This is a genomic window from Clostridium minihomine (assembly GCF_900240385.1).
In the GTDB taxonomy this organism is placed as follows: Bacteria; Bacillota; Clostridia; order Oscillospirales; family Acutalibacteraceae; genus Faecalispora; species Faecalispora minihomine.
The window spans coordinates 118818-140248 of the sequence record NZ_OEQH01000003.1 but is presented as its reverse complement, the minus strand read 5'-3'; the positions used below and the strand labels follow the sequence as shown (position 1 = coordinate 140248).

21 protein-coding genes are annotated in these 21431 nt (G+C 47.6%); 2 read left to right on the top strand and 19 right to left on the bottom strand.

Translation table 11 applies throughout. From position 1 onward, the window contains the following. Positions 1-102: 102 nt before the first annotated feature. The 3 genes from htpG to C1A02_RS07600 all read right to left on the bottom strand — a co-directional run bounded on the left by htpG (position 103) and on the right by C1A02_RS07600 (position 3832). A complete protein-coding gene (gene htpG / locus C1A02_RS07610; RefSeq protein ID WP_164997187.1) occupies positions 103-1986 on the bottom strand; it encodes a molecular chaperone HtpG in 1884 nt (627 codons plus the stop codon). Positions 1987-2086: 100 nt separating this feature from the next. Beyond that, positions 2087-3271 carry a cation diffusion facilitator family transporter gene (locus C1A02_RS07605; protein WP_101697620.1) on the bottom strand — a complete coding sequence of 395 codons (1185 nt, stop codon included), beginning with the start codon at positions 3269-3271 and terminating at the stop codon, positions 2087-2089. Positions 3272-3292: 21 nt separating this feature from the next. Then, positions 3293-3832 (bottom strand): Fe-S-containing hydro-lyase, encoded by a 540-nt coding sequence (locus C1A02_RS07600; protein ID WP_370737795.1) that lies wholly within the window; start codon positions 3830-3832, stop codon positions 3293-3295. A 193-nt stretch (positions 3833-4025) separates the two neighbouring features. Here C1A02_RS07600 and C1A02_RS07595 point away from each other — a divergent pair, with 193 nt between their 5' ends. Beyond that, positions 4026-4670 (top strand): HAD family hydrolase, encoded by a 645-nt coding sequence (locus C1A02_RS07595; protein ID WP_101697619.1) that lies wholly within the window; start codon positions 4026-4028, stop codon positions 4668-4670. A gap of 77 nt (positions 4671-4747) precedes the next feature. Here the strand turns inward: C1A02_RS07595 and C1A02_RS07590 are convergent, their stop codons facing one another. The 13 genes from C1A02_RS07590 to mraZ all read right to left on the bottom strand — a co-directional run bounded on the left by C1A02_RS07590 (position 4748) and on the right by mraZ (position 18575). Continuing rightward, positions 4748-5671: a magnesium transporter CorA family protein gene (locus tag C1A02_RS07590; protein WP_101697618.1), complete on the bottom strand. Its 924-nt coding sequence runs from the start codon at positions 5669-5671 to the stop codon at positions 4748-4750. A 292-nt stretch (positions 5672-5963) separates the two neighbouring features. After that, on the bottom strand, positions 5964-6401 hold the full coding sequence (locus C1A02_RS07585; protein ID WP_101697617.1) for a GNAT family N-acetyltransferase: 438 nt from the start codon (positions 6399-6401) through the stop codon (positions 5964-5966). A gap of 128 nt (positions 6402-6529) precedes the next feature. Next, positions 6530-7636, bottom strand: a complete 1107-nt coding sequence (gene ftsZ, locus C1A02_RS07580; RefSeq protein WP_101697616.1) for a cell division protein FtsZ — start codon at positions 7634-7636, stop codon at positions 6530-6532. A gap of 227 nt (positions 7637-7863) precedes the next feature. Beyond that, on the bottom strand, positions 7864-8787 hold the full coding sequence (locus tag C1A02_RS07575; RefSeq protein ID WP_101697615.1) for a cell division protein FtsQ/DivIB: 924 nt from the start codon (positions 8785-8787) through the stop codon (positions 7864-7866). A 39-nt stretch (positions 8788-8826) separates the two neighbouring features. After that, the gene (gene murA, locus C1A02_RS07570; protein ID WP_101697614.1) at positions 8827-10092 is read right to left on the bottom strand and encodes a UDP-N-acetylglucosamine 1-carboxyvinyltransferase; all 1266 of its coding nucleotides are present in this window, start codon (positions 10090-10092) and stop codon (positions 8827-8829) included. A 65-nt stretch (positions 10093-10157) separates the two neighbouring features. Continuing rightward, positions 10158-11279 carry an undecaprenyldiphospho-muramoylpentapeptide beta-N-acetylglucosaminyltransferase gene (gene murG, locus C1A02_RS07565; protein ID WP_101697613.1) on the bottom strand — a complete coding sequence of 374 codons (1122 nt, stop codon included), beginning with the start codon at positions 11277-11279 and terminating at the stop codon, positions 10158-10160. 9 nt (positions 11280-11288) lie between these two features. Beyond that, positions 11289-12380 (bottom strand): putative lipid II flippase FtsW, encoded by a 1092-nt coding sequence (gene ftsW, locus C1A02_RS07560; RefSeq protein WP_442338929.1) that lies wholly within the window; start codon positions 12378-12380, stop codon positions 11289-11291. A 257-nt stretch (positions 12381-12637) separates the two neighbouring features. Continuing rightward, the gene (mraY, locus tag C1A02_RS07555) at positions 12638-13654 is read right to left on the bottom strand and encodes a phospho-N-acetylmuramoyl-pentapeptide-transferase (protein WP_101697611.1); all 1017 of its coding nucleotides are present in this window, start codon (positions 13652-13654) and stop codon (positions 12638-12640) included. 45 nt (positions 13655-13699) lie between these two features. Continuing rightward, positions 13700-14266, bottom strand: coding sequence for a hypothetical protein (locus C1A02_RS07550; RefSeq protein WP_101697610.1), 567 nt, complete (start codon positions 14264-14266; stop codon positions 13700-13702). A 19-nt stretch (positions 14267-14285) separates the two neighbouring features. Continuing rightward, positions 14286-16544 carry a penicillin-binding transpeptidase domain-containing protein gene (locus C1A02_RS07545; protein ID WP_101697997.1) on the bottom strand — a complete coding sequence of 753 codons (2259 nt, stop codon included), beginning with the start codon at positions 16542-16544 and terminating at the stop codon, positions 14286-14288. A 133-nt stretch (positions 16545-16677) separates the two neighbouring features. After that, entirely contained in the window at positions 16678-17166 is a 489-nt protein-coding gene (locus C1A02_RS07540; protein ID WP_101697609.1) for a hypothetical protein, read from the bottom strand. Between the two features lie 36 nt (positions 17167-17202). Then, on the bottom strand, positions 17203-18141 hold the full coding sequence (gene rsmH / locus C1A02_RS07535; protein ID WP_101697608.1) for a 16S rRNA (cytosine(1402)-N(4))-methyltransferase RsmH: 939 nt from the start codon (positions 18139-18141) through the stop codon (positions 17203-17205). A 14-nt stretch (positions 18142-18155) separates the two neighbouring features. Then, complete coding sequence (gene mraZ / locus C1A02_RS07530) at positions 18156-18575, bottom strand: division/cell wall cluster transcriptional repressor MraZ (RefSeq protein ID WP_101697996.1); 420 nt, start codon at positions 18573-18575, stop codon at positions 18156-18158. 456 nt (positions 18576-19031) lie between these two features. On the opposite strand from mraZ, the gene C1A02_RS07525 reads away from it, so the two are divergent. Further along, positions 19032-19703, top strand: coding sequence for a hypothetical protein (locus C1A02_RS07525; RefSeq protein WP_101697607.1), 672 nt, complete (start codon positions 19032-19034; stop codon positions 19701-19703). A gap of 103 nt (positions 19704-19806) precedes the next feature. On the opposite strand, the gene C1A02_RS07520 is transcribed toward C1A02_RS07525, so the two are convergent. The 3 genes from C1A02_RS07520 to C1A02_RS07510 are packed head-to-tail and all read right to left on the bottom strand — an operon-like array spanning position 19807 to position 21224. Beyond that, the gene (locus C1A02_RS07520) at positions 19807-20463 is read right to left on the bottom strand and encodes a sigma-70 family RNA polymerase sigma factor (protein WP_101697606.1); all 657 of its coding nucleotides are present in this window, start codon (positions 20461-20463) and stop codon (positions 19807-19809) included. Continuing rightward, positions 20456-20902 carry an anti-sigma F factor gene (spoIIAB, locus tag C1A02_RS07515; protein WP_101697605.1) on the bottom strand — a complete coding sequence of 149 codons (447 nt, stop codon included), beginning with the start codon at positions 20900-20902 and terminating at the stop codon, positions 20456-20458. The genes C1A02_RS07520 and spoIIAB overlap by 8 nt, the downstream gene beginning before the upstream one ends. Further along, positions 20886-21224, bottom strand: a complete 339-nt coding sequence (locus C1A02_RS07510; protein ID WP_101697604.1) for an STAS domain-containing protein — start codon at positions 21222-21224, stop codon at positions 20886-20888. Before C1A02_RS07510 ends, spoIIAB begins: the two co-directional genes overlap by 17 nt. Positions 21225-21431: the final 207 nt, after the last annotated feature.

The following is a 21431-nucleotide window of genomic DNA, read 5'->3' as shown; positions in this document are numbered from 1 at the left end:
TCTATGAACAAAATCTTTTATCCATGATAGCACAGCCACCCTGCTTTGACAAGCAAATATTTCCTATCCATCCGCCTTCTATCCGGAGCTTAAAACACCATTTTATTCAGCCATCAAATTGCAGATTTGGTTGGAAAAAGCCACGGGATCTTCAATGGGGAGGCCCTCAATTAACAAGGCCTGAGTATACAGCAGCTGAGTATATTCCGAAAGTTTTTCCGGATTGCTTTGCTGAAGCTTTTTCAATACATTAAACACCGGATGGCTCGGGTTCAGTTCCAACACCCGCTGGGCCTGAACCTTTTCTGCATTGGGCATAGCATTGAGCACCTTTTCCATTTCCAAAGAAATGGCGCCTTCGCTGGACAGGCAAACCGGGTGAGATTTCAGCCGCTGAGATACAATCACAGATTTTACTTTTCCGTCCAATGCTTTCTGAACAGATTCCAGCAAATCTTTGTATTCTTCTTTCTGCTGTTCTGCCGCTTTCTTTTCTTCTTCGGTTTCCAACCCCAAATCATCAGAAGATACATTCTTAAACTCATGTTCTTCATAAGCGTGCAGCATCCGAAGGGCAAACTCATCCACCTGATCGGTCAGGTAAAGCATTTCCAGCCCTTTTTCGCGCAGCAGTTCTGTCTGGGGCAGCTGCTCGATGCGATTTACACTTTCACCGCTGACAAAATAGATATCCTTTTGATCTTCCTTCATGCGGCTGACATACTCTTTTAGGGTCACCGGCTTTTTCTCGCTGGAGGAATAGAATAAAAGCAAATCCTGAAGCAATTCTTTATGCTGACCAAAATCAGAATAGATGCCATACTTTAATTGCAGGCCGAAGCTGGAGAAAAACTTCTCATAGTTTTCGCGGTCATTCTTCAGCATCAGTTCCAGTTCCGATTTAATCTTCTTTTCTAGGCGTCCTTCAATCAGCTTGAGCTGACGGTCATGCTGCAGCATTTCTCGGGAAATGTTCAGGGAAAGATCCTGAGAATCCACCAATCCGCGCACAAAGCTGAAATAATCTGGCAGCAGATCCGCACATTTCTCCATGATCATAACCCCGTTGGAATACAGCTGCAAACCTTTTTCATATTCCTTGGTATAGTAATCATAAGGGGCCTTGGCCGGAATAAACAATAAAGCATTATAAGTGGAAACGCCTTCGGTGCTGGTGTGAATTACCTTGAGCGGCGCTTCATAGTCATAAAATTTCTCCCGATAAAACTGCTCGTATTCCTCTTGGGTAATTTCATTCTTATTTTTGCGCCAAATGGGAACCATGCTGTTCAGCGTTTCTTCTTCCCGATATGTTTCCCGTTCTTCATCGCTGCCTTCTTTTAGGCGGCTTTTTTCCACTTCCATTAAAATAGGATAACGGATATAGTCGGAATACTTCTTCACAATGCTGCGAATCCGATGCTCTTCCAAAAATTCCTCATAGCTTTCTTCTTCGCTGGAGGGCTTAATGGAAAGCACAATTTTGGTGCCGTGATTCTCTTTTTCACAGGCACCGATGGTATACCCTTCTACCCCTTTAGACTGCCAGCACCAAGCCTCATCGCTGCCATAGGCGCGGCTTTCCACCGTTACGCAGTCGCTGACCATAAAGGCGGAATAAAAGCCCACACCAAACTGGCCGATGATTTCAATTTCATCGGTTTTCTCCAAATCCTTTTTAAAGTTCAGCGAACCGCTTTTTGCAATCACGCCCAGGTTATTTTCCAGCTCTTCCTTTGTCATGCCGCAGCCATTGTCCTCAATGGTTAATGTGCGGGCCTGCTTGTCCGGTATAATGCGAATGAAGAAATCATCCCGATTGAGCCCGGTGTCCCCATCCTGCAGCGTCTTATAATACAGCTTATCAATCGCATCGCTGGAGTTCGACAACAGCTCCCTCAAAAAGATTTCACGATGCGTGTAAATGGAATGAATCATCAATTCCAGCAAGCGTTTCGATTCCGCTTTAAATTGCTTCATAACGATTTTCCTTTCCAACAAAAAATAAATTTAGCACTCTGACATTCAAAGTGCTAAATTTATAGTAATACAAAAATCTAAAAAAAACAAGTATAAAATGTAAATTTTACCGGTCTTTCCGCACCGGGGAATCATCGTGATCCACCACGATAATTGGCTGGCAGTCGGGTTCCAATGTTTTAAGCTGCTCGGTCAAATACGCTTTCAGTTCTTCATCGCTCCACTGAAAGCGATAAGGCGCCACCACATCAAAAATCACGCGGGAATCCTGCGGTTTCCACACCGCCTGAAAATCGTGCATGGTGATTTCGCCCGGGATACCGCGAAGCAGTTCTTCCACAAAAATTTTCAGCCGATTGGTGCGCACATCATCCGTCACCACCGGATCCAGATGAATCACCAAGTGAATATTCAAATCCTGTAAAAAATCCCGTTCAATTTGATCAATGATTTCATGGCTTTCCACAATATTTCGTTCGGCGCACACCTCGCAGTGAACCGAAGCAAAGCACCGGCCCGGGCCATAATTATGGATATTTAAATCATGCAGGCCGATAATTCCCGGATAAGCAAGGATTTTTTCATAAATTTCTTCTACCATTTCCTTGCTGGGGGCAAGGCCCAGCAGCGGATTGGCGGTTTCCACCACCAGACGGAATCCGGCAATTAAAATAAAAATCGCCACGCCAAGCCCCAGCCAGCCGTCCAGCATCCAGCCGGTAAAATGCGAAACAACCAGACCCAGCAGCACGGCAGCGGTGGAAAGTGCATCGTTGCGGCTGTCTTGCGCACTGGCCAGCAGCGCAGTGGAATCGATTTTTCGACTGATTTTTAAATAAAAAAGGCATTGCCACAATTTTAGAAATACCGACACAATCAAAGCCACCAGCAAAGCGGTTCCAAATTCTGTTGCCTGGGGATTGAGAATTTTCCCCACAGAGGTTTGCGCCAGCTGAAAGCCCACCATGATAACCAAAAAAGAAACCACCATACCGGTGATATATTCAATTCGCGCGTGTCCATAGGGGTGCTCTGCGTCTGCAGGCTTTGCAGAAAGATGAAACCCAAGCAGCGTCACCAGTGAAGAAGCGGAATCCGTCAGGTTGTTAAAAGCATCTGCCATAACGGCAATGCTGTGAAAAAGCAAACCCACCAGCAATTTGATGCCGAACAGCAAAAGGTTGGTGGCAACCCCCACCCATCCTGCCAACTTTCCATACCGTTCCCGCACCTGTGGGCGGTTAGACTGCTCACTGTCAGAAACAAACAAGCGGATCAGCAGTTTTGTCATTGGGTTCTCCTTTCTTCCGGGTCAAGATTCAGAAAACAGGCTGTTTCCTTTCGAGTCAATGGCTACAATTAACGGAAAATCCTTCAGCTCCAGTTTTTTAACCGACTCGCAGCCCAAATCTTCAAAAGCCACTACTTCAAGCGATTGAACGCTTTGGGCGGCCAAAGCACCGGCGCCGCCAATGGCACACAAATAAACGCCGCCATTGCGGCGGATGGCGTCTACTACCTCTTTTGAGCGATTTCCTTTGCCTATCATCCCGGCTAACCCCATGTCCATCAAGCGGGGCGAAAAAGGATCCATTCGGCCGGAAGTAGTGGGGCCGCAGGAACCGATGGCCATCCCCTCGGGCGTGGGTGTGGGGCCTGCATAATAAATAACTGCGCCTTCCACAACAAAAGGCAGCGGTTTGTTTTCTTCTATCTGCTCAAAAATGCGTTTGTGAGCGGCGTCACGAGCCGTATATACTGTGCCGGAAAGCAAAACCGAATCCCCGGCTTTTAATGTTGCCGCCTGTTCTTTTAAATTCTTTGTATGCAGTTTGATTCGCTCCAAAATCATTTCTCTCCTTTATTTTATGTTCCGAATATGTAGAAACTCCGTAAATATCACTGATTTTTTGAAATAATTTTTTTACTTCCAGTAAAAAAGCTGATTTTTTAGAAATCCCTTTGTTTCCTGCTGAAAAAAGCTGCGTCCTCTTTAAAATCATGATACAATAAAATCATTACAGGGAACAGAAAGGACTGCGATTATGGAAAAACCAGAAAAGCTGATTGTCTTTGATTTGGACGGCACCCTGCACCGCACCGACGCATTTGCAGTGAAAGTACATCAAATCGTGCAGGCCGAAATGGAATATCCGGTTCAGACTGCGGAACAAATCCGTTCCACTTTCGGCGCGCCTTCCAGCGAATATTTACCGGCCCTTCTGCCCGGTTCGGACAAAGAAACCCAAAGACGTTATGTACACCGGATCATTCAAGTGGAAAACGAATATCTGCATTTGGCAGAAGCCTATGAAGGCTGCACCGAGATGCTGGCGCAAATGCGGCTGGACGGCTGGGTGACAGCCGTATGTTCTAATTCTTCCACCCGGTATATCAGTGCTATTTTAAGCGCACTCCAGCTGGAACAGCTGATTGATGTAATCCAGCCTTTAGACGCTGATGCCGGGCACAAGGGCGTCAGCCTTGCGCGGCTTTTAAAAAAGGTTCAGCCTCAAAAAGCACTGATGGTAGGCGATACCATCTTTGATCTAAATGCCGCCCGGGAAAACAACCTTCCCTTTATCGGGTGCCTGTATGGATTCCGTCCCGCCGAAATGGCAGCAGCCGACCGCAAAGTCAGCTCGGTGTCAGAAATTCCCGCGGCAGCAAAAGAGCTTTTATTTTCGTAAAAACCTCAATTATGACACAAATGGGAGCCCATAAAAGGCTCCCTTGTTTTTTGTTCGGATATTGCAGTCGCAATCCGTTACAGCATATTCTTTTTTCGAAGAAAATATGCCGCAATCCCCATGCATCCCATCGCAACCACCACCGGGAACCAAAACTCCGGAACCGGCAGCCCGGTCACGTTCATTCCATACAAGCTGGAAATAACGGTGGGAATGGAAATAATCAGCGTAATCGAGGCCAACACTTTCATCACAATATTCAGGTTATTCGAAATGATAGAAGCGAAGGCATCCATCGTGCCGGACATAATATTCAAATGAATATTGGCCATTTCAATGGCCTGTTTGACTTCAATCAGAACATCCTCCAGCAAATCCTGATCTTCCTCATACAAACGTATGGTACGGCCACGCATGATTTTTTCAATGGTAATCTCATTGGCCTTTAAAGAGGAAGAAAAATAAACGAGAGATTTTTCAATATTCAGCAGCTGGAATAGCTCTGCATTTTTCATAGACTTTCGCAGCTCGGTTTCCACCTGCATGCTAATTTTATCAATTTGCTTTAAATATTGCAGATAGCGAGTGGCCACCCGCAGCATAATATTCAGAATAAACCGGGTTTTCAGGTTGGTTTGAACCCCTCTGACCACACCCTCGGTAAACTCATTTAAAACAGAGTTTTCCCGGGTCATTACGGTAATAACATTTTTCTCTGTCATGATAATGCCCAGTGGTGTGGTGATATACACCAGTCCATTTTCTGTTTTTTCCACACTGGGAATATCGATAATAATCAGGGTATTGCCATCTTCGGAATCGATGTGAGAGGATTCCTCTTCGTCCATGGCCGCCCGGAAGAAATCCGGTTCAATCGAAAAATCGCGAATCAGCCCATTAATTTCTTCATCCCGTGGCGCCACACAATGAATCCAGCACCCGGGTTCATATTCTGCAATGGATTGTATCTTGCCTTCGATCGTTTTATAATAGGACAACATTTGCACTCAACTCCTTAGCCGCGCGCAAATACTCCTCTGCAATAAAATACAAAGGCAGCACCGCACGCTGAATTTTCGTATGGGATTATCGCCCAAAGGGTCCGCTTTCACGATGCCGCCTCCTTTTTTAAAAAATTCGTTTTGATTCGACCCAACAGTAATTATAGCACAATAAAGCGAGATTGCAAGAGAAATCGGGGTATTTCGGACAGCCTTGCCCAAATTTCAGCCAATTCGGCCTTTTCAGGGCTTTTTTGCCCGAATTCCCTTAAATTTAAGTAAAAATACCGAATTACATTTCTGTCACAAAGCTGTATCCATGCTTTTCAAATCCCAAAGATTCATAAAACTTATGGGCTCGATCCCGCTTCACATTGCTGGACAAAGCCACTTTATAGCACCCTGCTTTTTTGCCCTGTTCCAAAGCAAAACGCATCATCTTTTCGCCCACAGAATGGCCGCGGCATTCCGCTTTTACCACCACGTCTTCAATGACACCGGCAAAATCGCCGGTCAGGCTTGGCAAAATGGCCAAAGTGAAAGTGCCCGCGATTTGATTTTCGTATTCTGCCACAAACACTTTATAATATGGATACCCCGCCATTTGTTCAAAGATTCGTTCCGATTGCTCCAGCGGAACCATATCCAACCCATGAAAATCCGGCTGCTGATAGAGTGCCCGAATTTGCTCTAAATCTTCCCGTTTTGCCTCACGAATCATTACCTGCATCTTTTTCCTCCTACTCAAATGCGGAAAAGGTCTGGCGGCACACCAAAGTGGTTCTGCCGCTTAATATAACCAGAAAAAGCAGGACAGAGAAATTCTGACTCTGTCCTGCCCAATTCTAAAATAACAGCTTACCGGTTAAAAATGGACATGATATCCGTAAAGGTATCGTCTTCATCCAGCCCCGTCATCTTTTGGGACTGCTGAGGTGCAGCTCCGCCGGCAGCAGAAGCAGGTGCACCAGCCGTTTTTGCAGCAGGAGCAGCCGCAGCCGGAGAGCCGTCATGGGTAGCAAATCCGGTGGCAATCACCGTGACACTCATTTCGTCTTCCATAGACTCATCGAAGGCAGTACCCCAAATAATATTTGCTTCCTCATGTGCCTGTTCCTGAATCATAGAGGCAGCTGTTTCAATTTCATCCAGACCGATGTCCGGCGAAGAGGTTATGTTGATGATAACACCCTTGGCCCCGCTGATAGAGGTTTCCAGCAAGGGGCTGGAAATTGCCATACTGGCGGCCAACTGTGCTTTTTCTTTTCCGGATGCACGTCCAACACCCATATGTGCATATCCTGCATCTTTCATTACTGCACAGATATCTGCAAAATCCAAATTCACCAGACCCGGCAGTTTAATCAGGTCAGAAATACTCTGCACACCCTGACGCAGAACATCATCGGCAATGGTAAATGCATTAAGCAAAGTAATTCTTTGCTCGCTGACCAGCTTCAGGCGTTCGTTTGGAATCACAACCAACGAATCCACATGCTCACGCAAAGCAGAAATTCCGCCTTCGGCCTGTTCCATACGGCGCTTTCCTTCAAAAGTGAAAGGCTTTGTTACAATACCGATGGTAAGAACCCCCATGTCACGGGCAATTTCTGCCACAATGGGAGCCGCGCCGGTACCGGTGCCGCCGCCCATACCGGCGGTAATAAACACCATATCACTTCCGCGCAGGACTGCCGCAATTGCCTCTCGGCTTTCCTCACCGGATTTTTGCCCGATTTCCGGCTTAGAACCGGCACCCTTACCGTGGGTAATCTTATCGCCTATTTGGATTTTTTGCATGGCTTTGGAACGGAACAAGGCCTGCTTGTCCGTATTGATCGTAATAAACTCGACGCCCTGCACTCCCGAGACGACCATGCGGTCAACCGCATTTCCGCCGCCACCGCCAACACCAATCACTTTTATTTGCACGATGTTGTCTTCATTGTCAATTTCAAAAGGCATCTGCTGCATCCTCCTGTCTTTTATGTAGAAAAAAGAAATGATAAAAATCGAAAGAAAAATTTTAAAACAAGCCCCGCCAAATTGCATGTCGGGCTGAAATATCCCATTGATTTTCTATACCTATATAATTTAACACCTTTCGGGAAAAATTTCAATAACTTGTCCTTTATTCACAGAAAATTAAGGGTCTTATTTATGATTCCTTAGAAAATATTGGAAATTTGCTCTCAAGCCGCCGATGAAACCGCCGAAGCCGGCGAACTTTGGGCAGAACCCGCCTTGCTTTGCGCCGGATTGGATATCACTCCGTTTGGATCAAAATACGCCCTGTCGTCCTCTTTTGCGCTGCCCAAATTCAGTACTCCCTTTTCCTCTTTTCCAATATTATCCTCTCCATTCTCATTTTTTCCTTCCAATATCGTTTTTCCAAACCGTATTTTATAATCCAAGTCTGCCGAGGTTCCCAAATTCAAAATAATTCGTTTGTCATATTCTATTAAAATACGGTATGGATTGCTGATATCAATTTTGGTAACCGATGCAAAGGAGTTGTTTTTTATGGAAACGATCAGCTGCTGATACAATTCCTGAGAAACAGCATCCTGATAAACAACCGGTTTGCCCGGCGATGCGGATTTGAGGGCTAGTCCCACAATCAGCGTGCCGTTTTCCGGCGGCTGCTCCACAAGCTCCAGCATCTTGCCGGAGCCTGTCAGCAGTACATAGCCGTTTTCAGTTTCCACAGCGCCGTCTACAGTCGCCGCTTCCACCTGAATGGATATTTTCGCCGGAAGTTTGCGGGATACCTTAACCGCCCCGATATAAGGAAGCTTTTGAGAAATCCCTGTCTCGGCCTGCTTCGTCTTTGTCAAAAACAGGTTTTCTCCGGTTTGAATCCCACTGGCCTTCACAATCTCTTCCTGTGAATAGCGCGAGGTACCGGTAACCTGTATGGAATTAATTTGAAACAGAACAGTTAGGGAAAGCGTTACAGCAAAACCCAGCACAATTAAAAACAAAAGCGCATAAAAAATCCGCAGTTTTTGTTTTCGTCGTCTTTGTCGAACGCGGGAAGCACGAGCGCTCTCTGCATGGCGCGCTCTTTTTTCCTGCTGCCCCACATCGGGCGTTGGCTGTTTTTTCCTGTCCATCCTTTGCAACCTCCGGGTGATTTTTCGGCCAATCTCAGTTTACTCGATCCGTTTAATGGATGCTCCTACCGCGGCAAGGCTTTGCTCCATGTTTTCATAACCCCTGTCAATGTGTTTCAATCCATCCACCTGGGTAATTCCTTCTGCCGCAAGTCCAGCAACAACCAACGCGGCCCCTCCACGAAGATCCGGCGACTCTACCGGAGCACCCGACAAGCGGGGAACCCCTTGAACCACAGCCACCCGTCCTTCCACTTTGATGTTGGCGCCCAGACGAAGCAGCTCCCCCACATGTTTATAGCGGCTCTCAAAAATATTTTCTACAAACACGCTGGTGCCGTCTGCCAATGCAGTCATGGCCATAACGGGCGCCTGCGCATCCGTGGGAAACCCGGGATACGGCATGGTACGCACGCTTCTGACCGGAGACAACCGCTGGGGGGCGGTTATTTTAAGCTGATCTTCACAGAACATTAATCCACAGCCGCTTTCCTCAAAAACAGGAATCATCGGCTCTAAATGCCGGGCATCGATCCGGCTGATTAAAAGGCTGCTGCCTGTAACAGCCGCTGCCGCCATATAAGTAGCTGCCGCAATGCGATCTGGAATCACCCAATGCTCACAGCCAGACAGTTTCGGAACCCCTTCAATGACAATGGTGCTTTCGCCTGCCCCGCGAATCTTTGCACCGCAGGCATTTAAGAAGTCTGCCAAATCACAAATTTCAGGCTCTCTGGCAGCGTTTGTAATCACAGTGGTTCCCTTGGCGCAGGCCGCGGCAATCATCACATTTTCCGTTGCCCCTACACTAGGGAAAGAAAATCCGATTTTTGCCCCTTTCAGCCCGCCGCGTACGTTGCAGTCCAGGCATCCGTGATCCTCTTCAATCTCCATTCCCATCCGGCGCAGCGCCGCCAAATGCAGATCAATCGGGCGGGGGCCCAATTCACAGCCACCGGGGAACGAAAGCTTGGCGCGCCCGGTGCGGGCCACAATCGCGCCTAAAAACACAATGGAGGAACGCATCTCTCTCATCAGATAGTCAGGAATATCGCTGTGGCAGATGCCGGAAGAGTCAATCGTTACATCTCCGCCGCTGCGGCTGACCCGGCATCCCAGATACCTTAATATTTTCGCACAGGTTTCCACATCTGACAAAACAGGGCAGTTATGTAACACTGTTTCTGTGCTACAGAGCATGGACGCCGCCAAAATGGGCAGAGTGCTGTTTTTTGCTCCATGGACAAGAATTTCCCCCTGTAACCTTTTGTGTCCTTCTATTAAAAATTTTGCCACATCAAACACCCTTTCTTGCCTATTGTGCTTTGCTATATTATGCAAAAGCAACTAGGGTGTGTGACAGGGTATGATCACTTCAAATTCACTGTTTCGCGCATGATTTTATAAATTCTTTCGTTCGCGTCAAGAATTGCCATTCTTTTTGCGTTTTTTCCAAGTTCATTTACTCCGCCCGGGGCGGAAAACGCACGCTCTACCTTATTCACAAGTGCCTGACCGGACAAATCTTTTTCTTCCAGCAAAAGTGCTGCGCGGCGGCGCACCAAAGCCATCGCGTTGTGATATTGATGGTTTTCTGCCACATTGGGCGAAGGAATCAAAATAGACGCCTTCCCCTGAGCCTGAAGTTCACTAAGGGTAATAGCTCCGGCCCTGCATATGACAAGATCCGCCGCAGCCATACACTCCGGCATATTTTTAATGTATTCTTTTAATTGAATATTTTTTGCTTTTTCTATGTTCAGACCTTTTTCTTTTAAAAGATCCGGCAGCCACCCACCATTTTGTCCATACCCGTGGATATGCTGATACTTTTGGTTTTTTGCGCTGGAAAGCAAAAGTTCGACTATGGATTCATTGATGCTTCTGGCGCCCAAGCTACCCCCAAAAGATAAAATCAGCGGACGGTCGTCCAACCCCAACGCGCGGCGGGCACGCTCTCGGTCTGCCCTTAAAATTTCTTGCCGCACCGGGTTCCCCGTCACCTTATATGGAACACTGGGGTCCAGATACCTCTTGGCATCTTCTATCGCCAGCATCGCCATGTTGGCTTTTTTGGCCAGCATCTTATTGGTAACACCGGGATATGCGTTTTGCTCATGAATCAAAGCGGGAATCCCCATGCGGATGGCTTCTCGAATCACCGGACCGCTCACGTAACCGCCGGTTCCAATACAGATGTCCGGCGAGAATTCCCGAATCAGCCTTTTCGATTCACCGCTGGCGCTGATGACTCGCGCCACGGTCTTAATATTTCGCATGATGGCTTTTGGGGTCAGTTTTCGCTGAAACCCAGAAATGGTGATGCTTTGAAACGAGAATCCCGCCTCGGGCACCAGCCGTTCCTCCATTCCCCCTTTTGCACCGACATATAATATTTCGGCATCCGGCTCCTGCTCGCGCAAGTAACCCGCAATTGCCAAAGCCGGATTGATATGTCCGGCTGTTCCTCCCCCTGCAAATAAAACTTTCATAGACGCCCCCTAAGTTTTCTCAATGGCAGAAGTTCGGGATATGGATAACACCACACCCATTTGTGCCAGCAGCAAAACCAGCGATGTGCCCCCGTAACTAAAAAACGGTAGGCTGATTCCCGTATTAGGAATGGTGTTGGTAATAACCGCGATATTTAAAACCACTTGCAGACCTACCTGTAAAGTAAGCCCAATGCCTAACAGCATTCCAAATTTATCTTTGGCCTTCAGCGAAATCGTAACTCCGCGCCAAACCAGCAAAGCAAACAGAATCACAATAATCAGCGCCCCGATAAAGCCAAGCTCTTCACAGACAATGGCAAAGATAAAATCATTCTGTGGTTCCGGCAAATACAAATACTTTTGCCGGGACTGCCCGAGCCCCAGCCCCAAAAGGCCGCCGGAACCGATTGCATATAAAGACTGGCGGGTCTGCCAGGTTTTTGCCATCAGTTCCTTATTCGTAGTAAACGGATCCAGCCAGGCAACCACGCGGTCACTGGCATACCCTAATTCCGATGCAAACAGCACCAAATAGGCAATGCCGGCTACCGCCACGCCAAAGGCCGCACCAAACCAGCGCAGGGGAACACCGCCGATAAACAGCATCATTCCCGCCAAGGCAATAATGATAACCGCCGCGGAAATGTGAGGCTCCCGAATCAGCAGAATCACGGTAATACTTAAAAGAATAATATAAGGAAGCACCCCATAACGAGCCGTATCCATTCTTTTAAAATTAATCGAAATTAAATGTGCAAAGCACAAAGTCATGGCAAATTTTGAGATTTCGGAGGGCTGGAACCCAAACGGCCCCAAGCTAATCCAGCGATGCACATCCTTAACCGCCGGCAAAAACAGTACTATTACCAAAAGGAAATAACTGACCAGCAGCAAAGGAATTGCCAGCTTATGCAAATGATGATAGTCAAAATAAGAAATTAAAAGCATGATTGTAACACCCATTACGGCAAAAACCGCCTGCCGGGTGATAAAATAATAGCTGTTTCCATAGTTGTAATAGGCATAAGCATAGCTGGAAGAAAACAGCATAACAAGGCCGATAACCAACAGCACCAACACCAAAAATAAAAACGGCATATCCAGGCCGGAACGGATCGAAAAGATCCGAAATTTCTTTTTTACCCGTTTGGTAAGAGGCGCGATATTAGAATGACGCGGCTCTGCCTTTTCCTGCGAGCGGGGTTTGCGGGCCGCCTGCGACCGCGACGCCGGGTGTTTGTTCATTTCTCCGGGCATCGTACACCCCCTCCTTTTCCATGGAATACATCTTAACATACCGATCCGTCCACAATCTGTCAAAGTATGCCGACTGATATTTTACAATCCGGCACTTCTTACAGACCATTCATAACACTATAGAGAGCCAAGGCGCCCCCAATGGCTGTCACCAGTGAGAAAATCAAACAAATTTTTATTTCGCTCCATCCGCACATTTCAAAGTGATGATGAATGGGGCTCATTTTAAACAGCCGTTTGCCGTGGGTCGCTTTAAAATAGCTGACCTGAAGTACGACGGAGAAAATTTCACATAAATACACAAAACCGATGGGCAAAAGCAAAATCGGCAGATTCAGGCCAAAAGCCAACGCACACACCATTCCGCCCAAAAACAGGGAACCGGTGTCGCCCATAAAAACCTTTGCCGGATTAAAATTCCACAAAAGGAACCCCAGGCACCCTCCTGCCAAAGCCCCTGCCACAATTCCGATTCCGTTAAGTGACAAGAAGCCGGAAATCACCAAAAAAGAAAGTCCGGCAAAAAAAGTAACCGAGGCGTTCAGGCCGTCAATTCCATCGGTAAAATTAACCGCATTGACAACGCCCACAATAATCAACAGGGCCAAAATCCAGTATAAAAGGCCGAAATCCACACTGCCAAGAAACGGAATAATGGTAGAAGAACCGGAACCGGACAGATATAAAGTAGCCAGATAAGCACCGGCAGCCAAAAACTGCAACACCAGCTTTTGCCGTGCAGTAAGCCCCAGATTGCGCTTTTTCACGACTTTGATATAGTCGTCAAAAAATCCGATGGCACCAAAGGCCAAAGCCATGACCAAGCCGCCGTAAATCCGGGCTTTCATGGTGAATGGCTCCAGCAGCGTATTCGCTGTTCCGTTTCTGAAATAATAGACCGGCACAAACACCAGAATCGCCACGGTAATTCCCAAAATAAACATAATGCCGCCCATGGTGGGGGTGCCTTGTTTCTTTTTATGCCATTTCGGTCCATCTTCCAGAATCGTCTGCCCAAAGTGCAGCTTACGCAAAAACGGAATCAGCCATTTTCCGGATAACCCGGTAATTACGAATGCCGTCAGTGCCGCTGCCCCAATTTCTATCCCTGCCATCTGTTGTTCCACCTTTTTGTATATTCTTTTATTTTCTCCCGCGCGTCAGCCATAATACCGGTTCACCGGTATTTCTGTCATCTGATTCAAGGTATCCACAATCCGCGCAAAAGGCACCCCGCAGCAAAGAGCCGTCAGTGCCGCTAAAAGTGCCGGCCGAATGGATTCCTGGCATCCAATGACTACCCGGCCAATCACCCCGCCGCTGGTTAGTTCAAACACCACGCCCTCCGGTGTGTGGCGGATGTTCCCCGCAAACACGTCGGCGCCTGAATCATTGGCCGAATAACTGACTGTTTGTGCAAAGAAATCGCCGCAGAATTCACATAACGCTTCATATTCCACCGCACAATATTGAAATGCACCAGCCAAGTGTCGAAAATTCTCAATGTGATTTTCTGCCAGCAGCAAATATTCCAATCCAGAGCTGCATTGCGGAATCTGGGCGGGCTGGATTAACAAAAAATCACAGCCCTCATAATTACCACTATCGTGGGACACCTGATATCCACATCTTGTAAAAATCTGTGTCAGGATATGCGTCGCTTCCAAGTCGTCAATTGCCAAAAGCCGAACCGGCTTTGCCTGTACATAGGGTTTCCACTGTTCCATGACAAGCCTCCTTGACCGATTACTGCACCTGATCCAGTTCAATAAAGCCAACGTTGACCACGGTGCCCGGAGCTACCTTTGTTCCCGCCGCAATACTTTGGGAATGCGACTGTGCTTTTCCGCCCGTTAGAGCCGCACCGGAAACGGTAATGTTAATTCCTGCCTCTGCCGCCACACTGTTCGCTTTGGACAGTGTCAAACCGGTCAGAGCCGGAACTGTTACCTGCTTCGATTCACTTTCTGCATCTGTCATTAATACCACTGTGCCGTTCTGCGGAATACTCTTGCCTGCCTCCGGTATCTGGCGCAGCACAGTGTCGCCTTTGCCGTATGCCTTTTGACTCAACTGCAACTTCTGCAATTCCGCTTTGGCCGCATCTATCTTTTTACCGGTCACATCAGGAGTATTCACATCGAGTTTTTCCATTTCAGCTTCGGTAAACTTTCTTTCCACGCCCAGATAAGGAAGAATCTCTTCCATCATTTTGCCGAAAACAGGGCCGGCCACGGCGCCGCCGTAATAGCTGTCGCCCTGTGGTTCATCAAAGAAAACCAGAATGGCAACCTGAGGATTATCCGCTGGGGCGAACCCGCAATAAGAAGCAATGTATTCCATCTTTTTCTTGCCGCCGGCAATGTATTCCGCCACCTTTTCTGAGGTACCGGTTTTGCCCGCCACACGATAACCGGGCAAATATCCGTTTTTCGCGGTACCCGTGGTAGCGTTCATATGCAAAATTTCGCTCATTCGTTTTGAAACATCTTCTGAAATTACCTGGCGCTTCACCTTTGTGTCGGTGGATCGTACGATGTTCCCGTCACTGTCCAGCACCTGACTGACCACATGGGGCTGCACCAGATATCCGCCGTTTGCCACCGCTGCTGCGGCGGTAATCATCTGAATGGGCGTGATACTAAAGTTTTGTCCAAAGGACTCTGTGGCCAATTCCACCGGATTCAGCTGGCTGGCGGTATAATAAAGGCTGCCCGCCTCACCGGGAAGATCGATGCCGGTTTTTTCTGTCAGGCCAAAAGCTGCGAAATATTTAAAGAAGCGTTCTGCCCCCAGCATTTCACCAATCCGGATAAACACCGGGTTACAGGAATTCAGCAGCCCTTTGGTAAAGGTTTCGCTGCCGTGCCCGCCGTGCTTCCAGCATCGAATGGTGGTGCCGGATACAACTGCGGCGCCGTTGCAGAAAAACGTGGTATTTTCGTTAATCAGCCCCTCTTCCATTCCCATGGAGCCGGTAACCATCTTAAATACGGATCCGGGATAGTAAGTATCACTGACCGCTTTGTTTCTCCATTGAGCCTGCTGCGCCGCAATTTTCGCGTCCGCTTTAGCCTGTTTTATTTTCTTTCCTTCTTCGGTTGTATTGTCCCCGTCAGGCATGTTGGCTATCCGGGCGGCCTCTGCCGGATCGGTAATAATCAGCGGAAAGTTCGGGTTAAAATCCCCTTTAACCGCCAGGCCCAAAATGGCACCGGTATTCACATCCATTGCCACTGCCGTGGCGCGGTTGTTTACTTTGTTGTTCACAACCCCTTCTTCCAAATACTTTTCAAGAAAATGCTGCACAATCTCGTCAATGGTCAAAACCAGACTATAACCGTTCTGTGCTTCTACTTTCTGCTCATATTGGAAGGGCATATCTGTCCCAATGGCATTTTTTGCGGTAACCAGACGGCCGGCCGTGCCGGTTAATTCTTTATCATAATAGGCCTCTAAACCAGAAAGCCCCTGATTATCGGTTCCGGTAAAGCCCAAAAGACCTGCCGCAAACGATTCAAAGGGATAATATCGTTTATAATCCTCAATCAGGCGAATTCCGTTGCCAATTTTATTTTCTTCTTTAAATTTCAGGATAGAATCCTTTACTTCTGTTTCTACTTTGCGCTTGAGCACATCATAATAGCTTTTTTTCTGGGTTTTTTTAAGAATTTCTTCTTTATCCATATCCAATATTTCAGACAACCCCTGCGCAACCTTCTCGCGCTGGCTGTCCTCAGTTAGATAAGCCGGTTCCAGCACAACTGTCCAAACCGTAGCGCTTTTGGCCAATTCCCGCATATTTCGGTCATAAATGGTTCCCCGCATGGCCGGTATGGCGGTATCTTTCATCTGCTGTTCCACTGCCCGCTGCTGAAGGCTTTCTCCCTCCACCAGCTGAAGCTTGACCAGACTGAAGATAATGGCGCCGAAGCCCACCACCAAAAATATGGCCAGCAAAACCAAGGTTCTGCGCCACATCCGTATGGTTGTTCCTTTTGCCATAAGCAATCCCTCGCATTCCACGGATCTATCATCCTGCTATAAAAACGAGAGTTAAGATATTCTCTCAACTCTCGGCTTCCATTCCCAGCCTTGTTACAGACCAGTATTCATACTTATTTGTAAGCCGTCACAATTATGACAGCAGGTTTTGCAGTGAATTCCAAAGGGAACTCCACCAATTCCCTGCAGCGTTCTTATCCAGAACCTGTCCTTTGTCCCCCGGGGAAAGCTTGATGCATTCCACCTGGCTGTAGCTAATTTTGCGCATCCCAAGCTGATCCTTGGCATACACCTCTGTCGCCTGCAAAGACAAACGGGAATCTGATCGCATTTTCAGCTGCGTATGTACACTTTGTTGTTCCTCCATCTGTTTGGTGGCGGAATTTACCTGTTCGGTCAATTCTGTCAACTGAACCTGACCATAGACCAAGGTGCCGACCAGCGAAACCAAAACAGCCATAAAGCAGAAAGTAGCGAGCAACCGCAGCGGCTGCCGTTTTGGCCGGCGATTTTCTTCCAGTTTTTTGGCCGGCAGTTCAATTACGTTGCTTTGTCTTTTAGGCAGCTCTTTTTTCTGCGGTTCAAACAATGAAAAATCGTATGCTGTATTCTGCTTGGACATTCGCCGGTGCCACTCCTTCCTGATCTTCCCGTTTTATTATTCAGTATCCTTTAATTTTACACAAACCCGAAGCCGCGCGCTGCGGCTGCGGGGATTTTCTTCTAATTCCTGGTCAGAGGGGGACAACCCCTTCTTATAGACCAGTTCTGCTCTGGGTGTTTTTCCGCAGACACACACCGGGAAATCCGGTGGACAAGTGCAGCCTGAGCTCCACTGCGCCATTCTGCGCTTTACCAGCCTGTCTTCCAGCGAATGAAAGGTGATAATTGCCAAACGCCCCCCTGTGTTTAAAAGAGAGAAAGCCGCATCCAAACCTTCACTGAGCCGATCCAGTTCACCGTTTACTTGAATCCGCAGCGCCTGAAAGGTTTTGCGGGCCGGGTGCCCCGGCTCTCTGCGCACTTTTGCCGGAACCGATTGACGGACAATTTCCGCCAGCTGCAAGGTGGTTGTAATCGGGGATTCTACCCGTGCTTTTTCAATCCCTTTTGCGATTCTAACCGCATTTTTATCTTCCCCATACTGGCTGATGATTCTGGCAAGTTCCTGCCATGTCATGGTATTGACTAAATCTGCCGCGCTGGTTCCCTGCTGACTCATGCGCATGTCCAGCGGTGCATCCTGATGATAAGAAAAACCGCGCTCGGCTGTGTCCAGCTGATGAGAGGATACCCCGATATCCATTAGCACACCGTCCGCTTTCTGGATGCCGCATTCCTCTGCCAGTGAAATCATCTGGGAAAAGTTCCCCCGGCGCACCAGCGCATTGGAATACTCTTTAAGCCGCTCGGTTACCACAGCTACCGCATCGGGATCTTGATCGATCGAAAGCAGCATGCCGGAAGTCAGTTGTTTTACAATTGCCAAAGAATGTCCGCCGCCGCCGGCAGTACCGTCAATATAAATGCCGTCTGGCCTGATATTCAGGGAACGAATGGTTTCCTGAAACAAAACTGGTATATGTTCAAAGTTCACAGACCGTCACCGCCTTATAATTCGAGCAAATCCATCGCTTCCGCGATGCTTTCTTCTGTCAGGCCGGAATTAAATTCTGCCCAACGGGCCGCATCCCAAATTTCTGCCCGGCTGGAAGCGCCGATTACCGCCACATCCTTTTGGATTTGTGCGTAATCCCGCAGCTGCTGGGGAATCAGGACTCTGCCCTGCTTGTCCGGCTCAACCTCTGCCGCGCCGGAAAAGAAAAAGCGCTGAAGGCCCCTTGATTTGGAAATTGGCATTTGCCGGATCTTTTCCTGCAAACGGGCCCATTCCTCGTCAGAAAGGACAAAAAGGCAGCCGTCCAAACCCTTTGTGATGTAAAACCGTTCGCCTAAATCCTCACGGAATTTAGCAGGTATAATCACACGGCCTTTTGGATCAATATTATGTTGGTATTCTCCAATCAACATAACGGCTTGTTCGGGAAAAGCATATGGCAATCCACTTTATGCTACTTCCCTCCACCTTTCACCACTTTTGAATAAATTATAGCGGATTAGAGTTAAAAAAGCAATACGTTTTTTCAGTGCCATTTCTTACAATATTTACTAATTGCCAGAAATTTCGCTAATTCCCGACACTTATTAATAATAATATCCATTTTTAATTATAGGCAAAAGAGTGCATCCACGCTTTATCTTCTTCGATCTTGCTGGAAAGGAAATTCAAAATCATTCCGTTAAATTATTTTTTGTTCGATAAAACAGCAGACTATCTGTCAAAAAACCAGTATAATAAGTCGAAAGTGCTTCTTTGATAATTAATTCTCTTCTACTTCATAAATGAATAGAGGAAAAAACGCATGAGACAAACTCATTTCAGCTTTTTCCTAACCCCACCACAAAACAAAGAAAGGAAGCGGCACTATGGCAAAAGCAGCACACCTCTTGCTCCTTTTGGCAATGACCTTCAATCTTTTTTCTTATTCTTCCGAACCAGATTCTTTCGAAAGCCTGTCAGCGGCAAGCTATCCTTACCCTTATTACGATATGGATCGATCCCGTACCATTGATCCCCTCTTGGCGTTCTGTCCAGAAACACTGGCAGAATTAGAAAAACATTCTAAAATCATCGTGCAAGGCCAACTGACAGATGACGCCCAGCAAAGATCGGCTGGGCTGAGTAAACGTTCTATTCCCCATTTTCAGTACACTGTTTCCTCCTTAAAGATTTCAAAAGTATGGAAGGGTTCCTTCCGCACAGAAGATACCCTCAAACTTTGTGAACCCTATTACATAAAAGAAACCCAGGGAGCGGAACAATTGGTGATCACCTCAAATTACATGCCTTCTGAAATCGGCAAAGAGTATCTCTTTTTTCTGAATGACATGCAATTGGGTGATGAGACTGTCTATGCCCCTACCATCTATGAGAACGGTCGGTATCCCCTCACACTGGAACAGGCCGGTCATCAAGAAATCATCCGTTCCCCCGGCGTGGAGGCTCTCTCGAACCAAGAGCTGAATCTGGCGGATCGCGACGCTTCTGTTTATCGTTCTATTTACAAAGAGGTCCTTCAAAAGTATTATGGACGGTAAGAAAATCACGGCACAGGGATCCCGATAAAACATAAAAATCCCACCCGCCACGGCAATGCCGCAACGGGTGGGATTTTTATGTTGACTCAATTTACACCATGTTCTATTCCGAAAGCTTGTCCCGTAAACCTTTTAGTATCACCTTCTCCCTTCGTGAAACCTGAACCTGCGTCATTCCCAGAGCATCTGCAGTCTGCTGCTGGGTTTGACTTTTAAAATACCGATACACAATAATGCTGCGATCTTTGGGTTCTAATTCCCGAATCACCTGCTGAAGAGATAAAATCTCCGAAATTTTTTCGTCCGGAGCATCCACAGGCACATCAATTTGTCCCCCGCCCTCATCGTCAGAAGCCGTTAAGGAAAGTGGGTGCTGCCCGGCGTTGACCGCCTGAGCCGCTTCGGTAATTTCCACGCCCAAAACCGCCGCCAACTCCCCAATGGTGGGGGTACGCCCGTGTTCTTTGCTGAATTCCGCAGTGGCTCGGGTCGCCTTGAGGGAAAGTTCTTTTAAGGACCGCCCTACCTTTACGCTGCCCCCGTCGCGGAACAGACGGCGCATTTCCCCCAATATGACCGGCACCGCATAGGTGGAAAAGCGCAGGCCGCGCTCTTCCTCAAAATGATCCACCGCCTTGACCAGCCCCATACATCCAGCCTGGAACAGATCTTCGTATTCCACGCCCCGGGATTTAAATCGCTTGGCACAAGCATGCACCAGACCGATGTTTTCGCTGATCATGCGATCCCGGTCAGCCATTTGAGGCCCTTCTGCGGGCCAGCCTCTTCTTCAGTGTAACAGTGGTACCCTTTTTTACTCTGGACAGCACCCCAACGGAATCCATAAAGCTTTCCATCACCGCAAAGCCCAGCCCGGCCCGCTCTTCCCCCTCTGCTGTTGTAAACAAAGGCTCACGGGCTTTTTCCACGTCCTCAATTCCGCACCCTTTGTCTCGAATTCGGATTTGTATGCTGCCGTCTTCATACAGCTTTGCCGATATGTAAATCGTGCCCAGCATATCGCGGTACGCATGCACAATACAATTCGTCACCGCCTCCGAAACCGCTGTTTTGATATCGGATAGCTCATCGATGGTTGGATCCAGCTGCGCCACAAACGCCGCGACGACCGCCCTTGCAAAGCCCTCGTTGGCGGAGCAGCTGAGGAAAGAAATGTTCATTTCATTCATCGGCTTCACGGTATACCACTCCTTTTTCAAATTTTACAAGCTTGTCCAGCCCCGCCATGGAAACAACCTTTTCCACCTTGGGGGGCAAATTAGCGATGGTTACAGAGCCGCCCAGCACCTGCATCAGTCGATAGCGCCCCATAATCAACCCCACGCCGGAGCTATCCATAAACTGCACTTTAGAAAAATCCAGAATCAAGTCCTTTGGTTTTGTTTTTCCCGCCGTTTCGTCGATGGATTCCCGAATTGCCTTGGCCGTATGGTGATCAATTTCTCCGCTGAGCAAGGCGGTCAGCGTCCCTTCTTTTAGAATTAGCCTGACATCATTCATTCCTCTTCCTCCCGGATGATAATTTGGTTATGCAATTGTTCCCTGTTAGTTTTTTCCATATGAACGTATTTATGCAATCAATTCTAAAAAATTTGACAAAATAATACCTTTTGCAAAGAAATAGGAAAGAAAATTCGCAGTAAAAAGCAATGATTCCATCCTGCTTATCCATAAAAAACACAACTGAAAAATAAAAAAATCCTCTAT

Excerpts from the sequence above, each read along its gene's own strand:
- C1A02_RS07520 (WP_101697606.1), bottom strand. The coding sequence starts at position 20,463 with ATGGCTGACCGGGATCGCATGATCAGCGAAAACATCGGTCTGGTGCAT.
- C1A02_RS07540 (WP_101697609.1), bottom strand. The coding sequence starts at position 17,166 with ATGTCCAAGCAGAATACAGCATACGATTTTTCATTGTTTGAACCGCAG.
- ftsZ (WP_101697616.1), bottom strand. The coding sequence starts at position 7,636 with ATGCCTTTTGAAATTGACAATGAAGACAACATCGTGCAAATAAAAGTG.
- C1A02_RS07525 (WP_101697607.1), top strand. The coding sequence starts at position 19,032 with ATGGCAAAAGCAGCACACCTCTTGCTCCTTTTGGCAATGACCTTCAAT.
- C1A02_RS07590 (WP_101697618.1), bottom strand. The coding sequence starts at position 5,671 with ATGTTGTCCTATTATAAAACGATCGAAGGCAAGATACAATCCATTGCA.
- mraY (WP_101697611.1), bottom strand. The coding sequence starts at position 13,654 with ATGGCAGGGATAGAAATTGGGGCAGCGGCACTGACGGCATTCGTAATT.
- C1A02_RS07600 (WP_370737795.1), bottom strand. The coding sequence starts at position 3,832 with ATGATTTTGGAGCGAATCAAACTGCATACAAAGAATTTAAAAGAACAG.
- C1A02_RS07585 (WP_101697617.1), bottom strand. The coding sequence starts at position 6,401 with ATGCAGGTAATGATTCGTGAGGCAAAACGGGAAGATTTAGAGCAAATT.
- murG (WP_101697613.1), bottom strand. The coding sequence starts at position 11,279 with ATGAAAGTTTTATTTGCAGGGGGAGGAACAGCCGGACATATCAATCCG.
- ftsW (WP_442338929.1), bottom strand. The coding sequence starts at position 12,380 with ATGCCGTTTTTATTTTTGGTGTTGGTGCTGTTGGTTATCGGCCTTGTT.
- C1A02_RS07595 (WP_101697619.1), top strand. The coding sequence starts at position 4,026 with ATGGAAAAACCAGAAAAGCTGATTGTCTTTGATTTGGACGGCACCCTG.
- C1A02_RS07550 (WP_101697610.1), bottom strand. The coding sequence starts at position 14,266 with ATGGAACAGTGGAAACCCTATGTACAGGCAAAGCCGGTTCGGCTTTTG.
- C1A02_RS07545 (WP_101697997.1), bottom strand. The coding sequence starts at position 16,544 with ATGGCAAAAGGAACAACCATACGGATGTGGCGCAGAACCTTGGTTTTG.
- mraZ (WP_101697996.1), bottom strand. The coding sequence starts at position 18,575 with ATGTTGATTGGAGAATACCAACATAATATTGATCCAAAAGGCCGTGTG.
- C1A02_RS07605 (WP_101697620.1), bottom strand. The coding sequence starts at position 3,271 with ATGACAAAACTGCTGATCCGCTTGTTTGTTTCTGACAGTGAGCAGTCT.
- C1A02_RS07575 (WP_101697615.1), bottom strand. The coding sequence starts at position 8,787 with ATGGACAGGAAAAAACAGCCAACGCCCGATGTGGGGCAGCAGGAAAAA.
- C1A02_RS07510 (WP_101697604.1), bottom strand. The coding sequence starts at position 21,224 with ATGAATGATGTCAGGCTAATTCTAAAAGAAGGGACGCTGACCGCCTTG.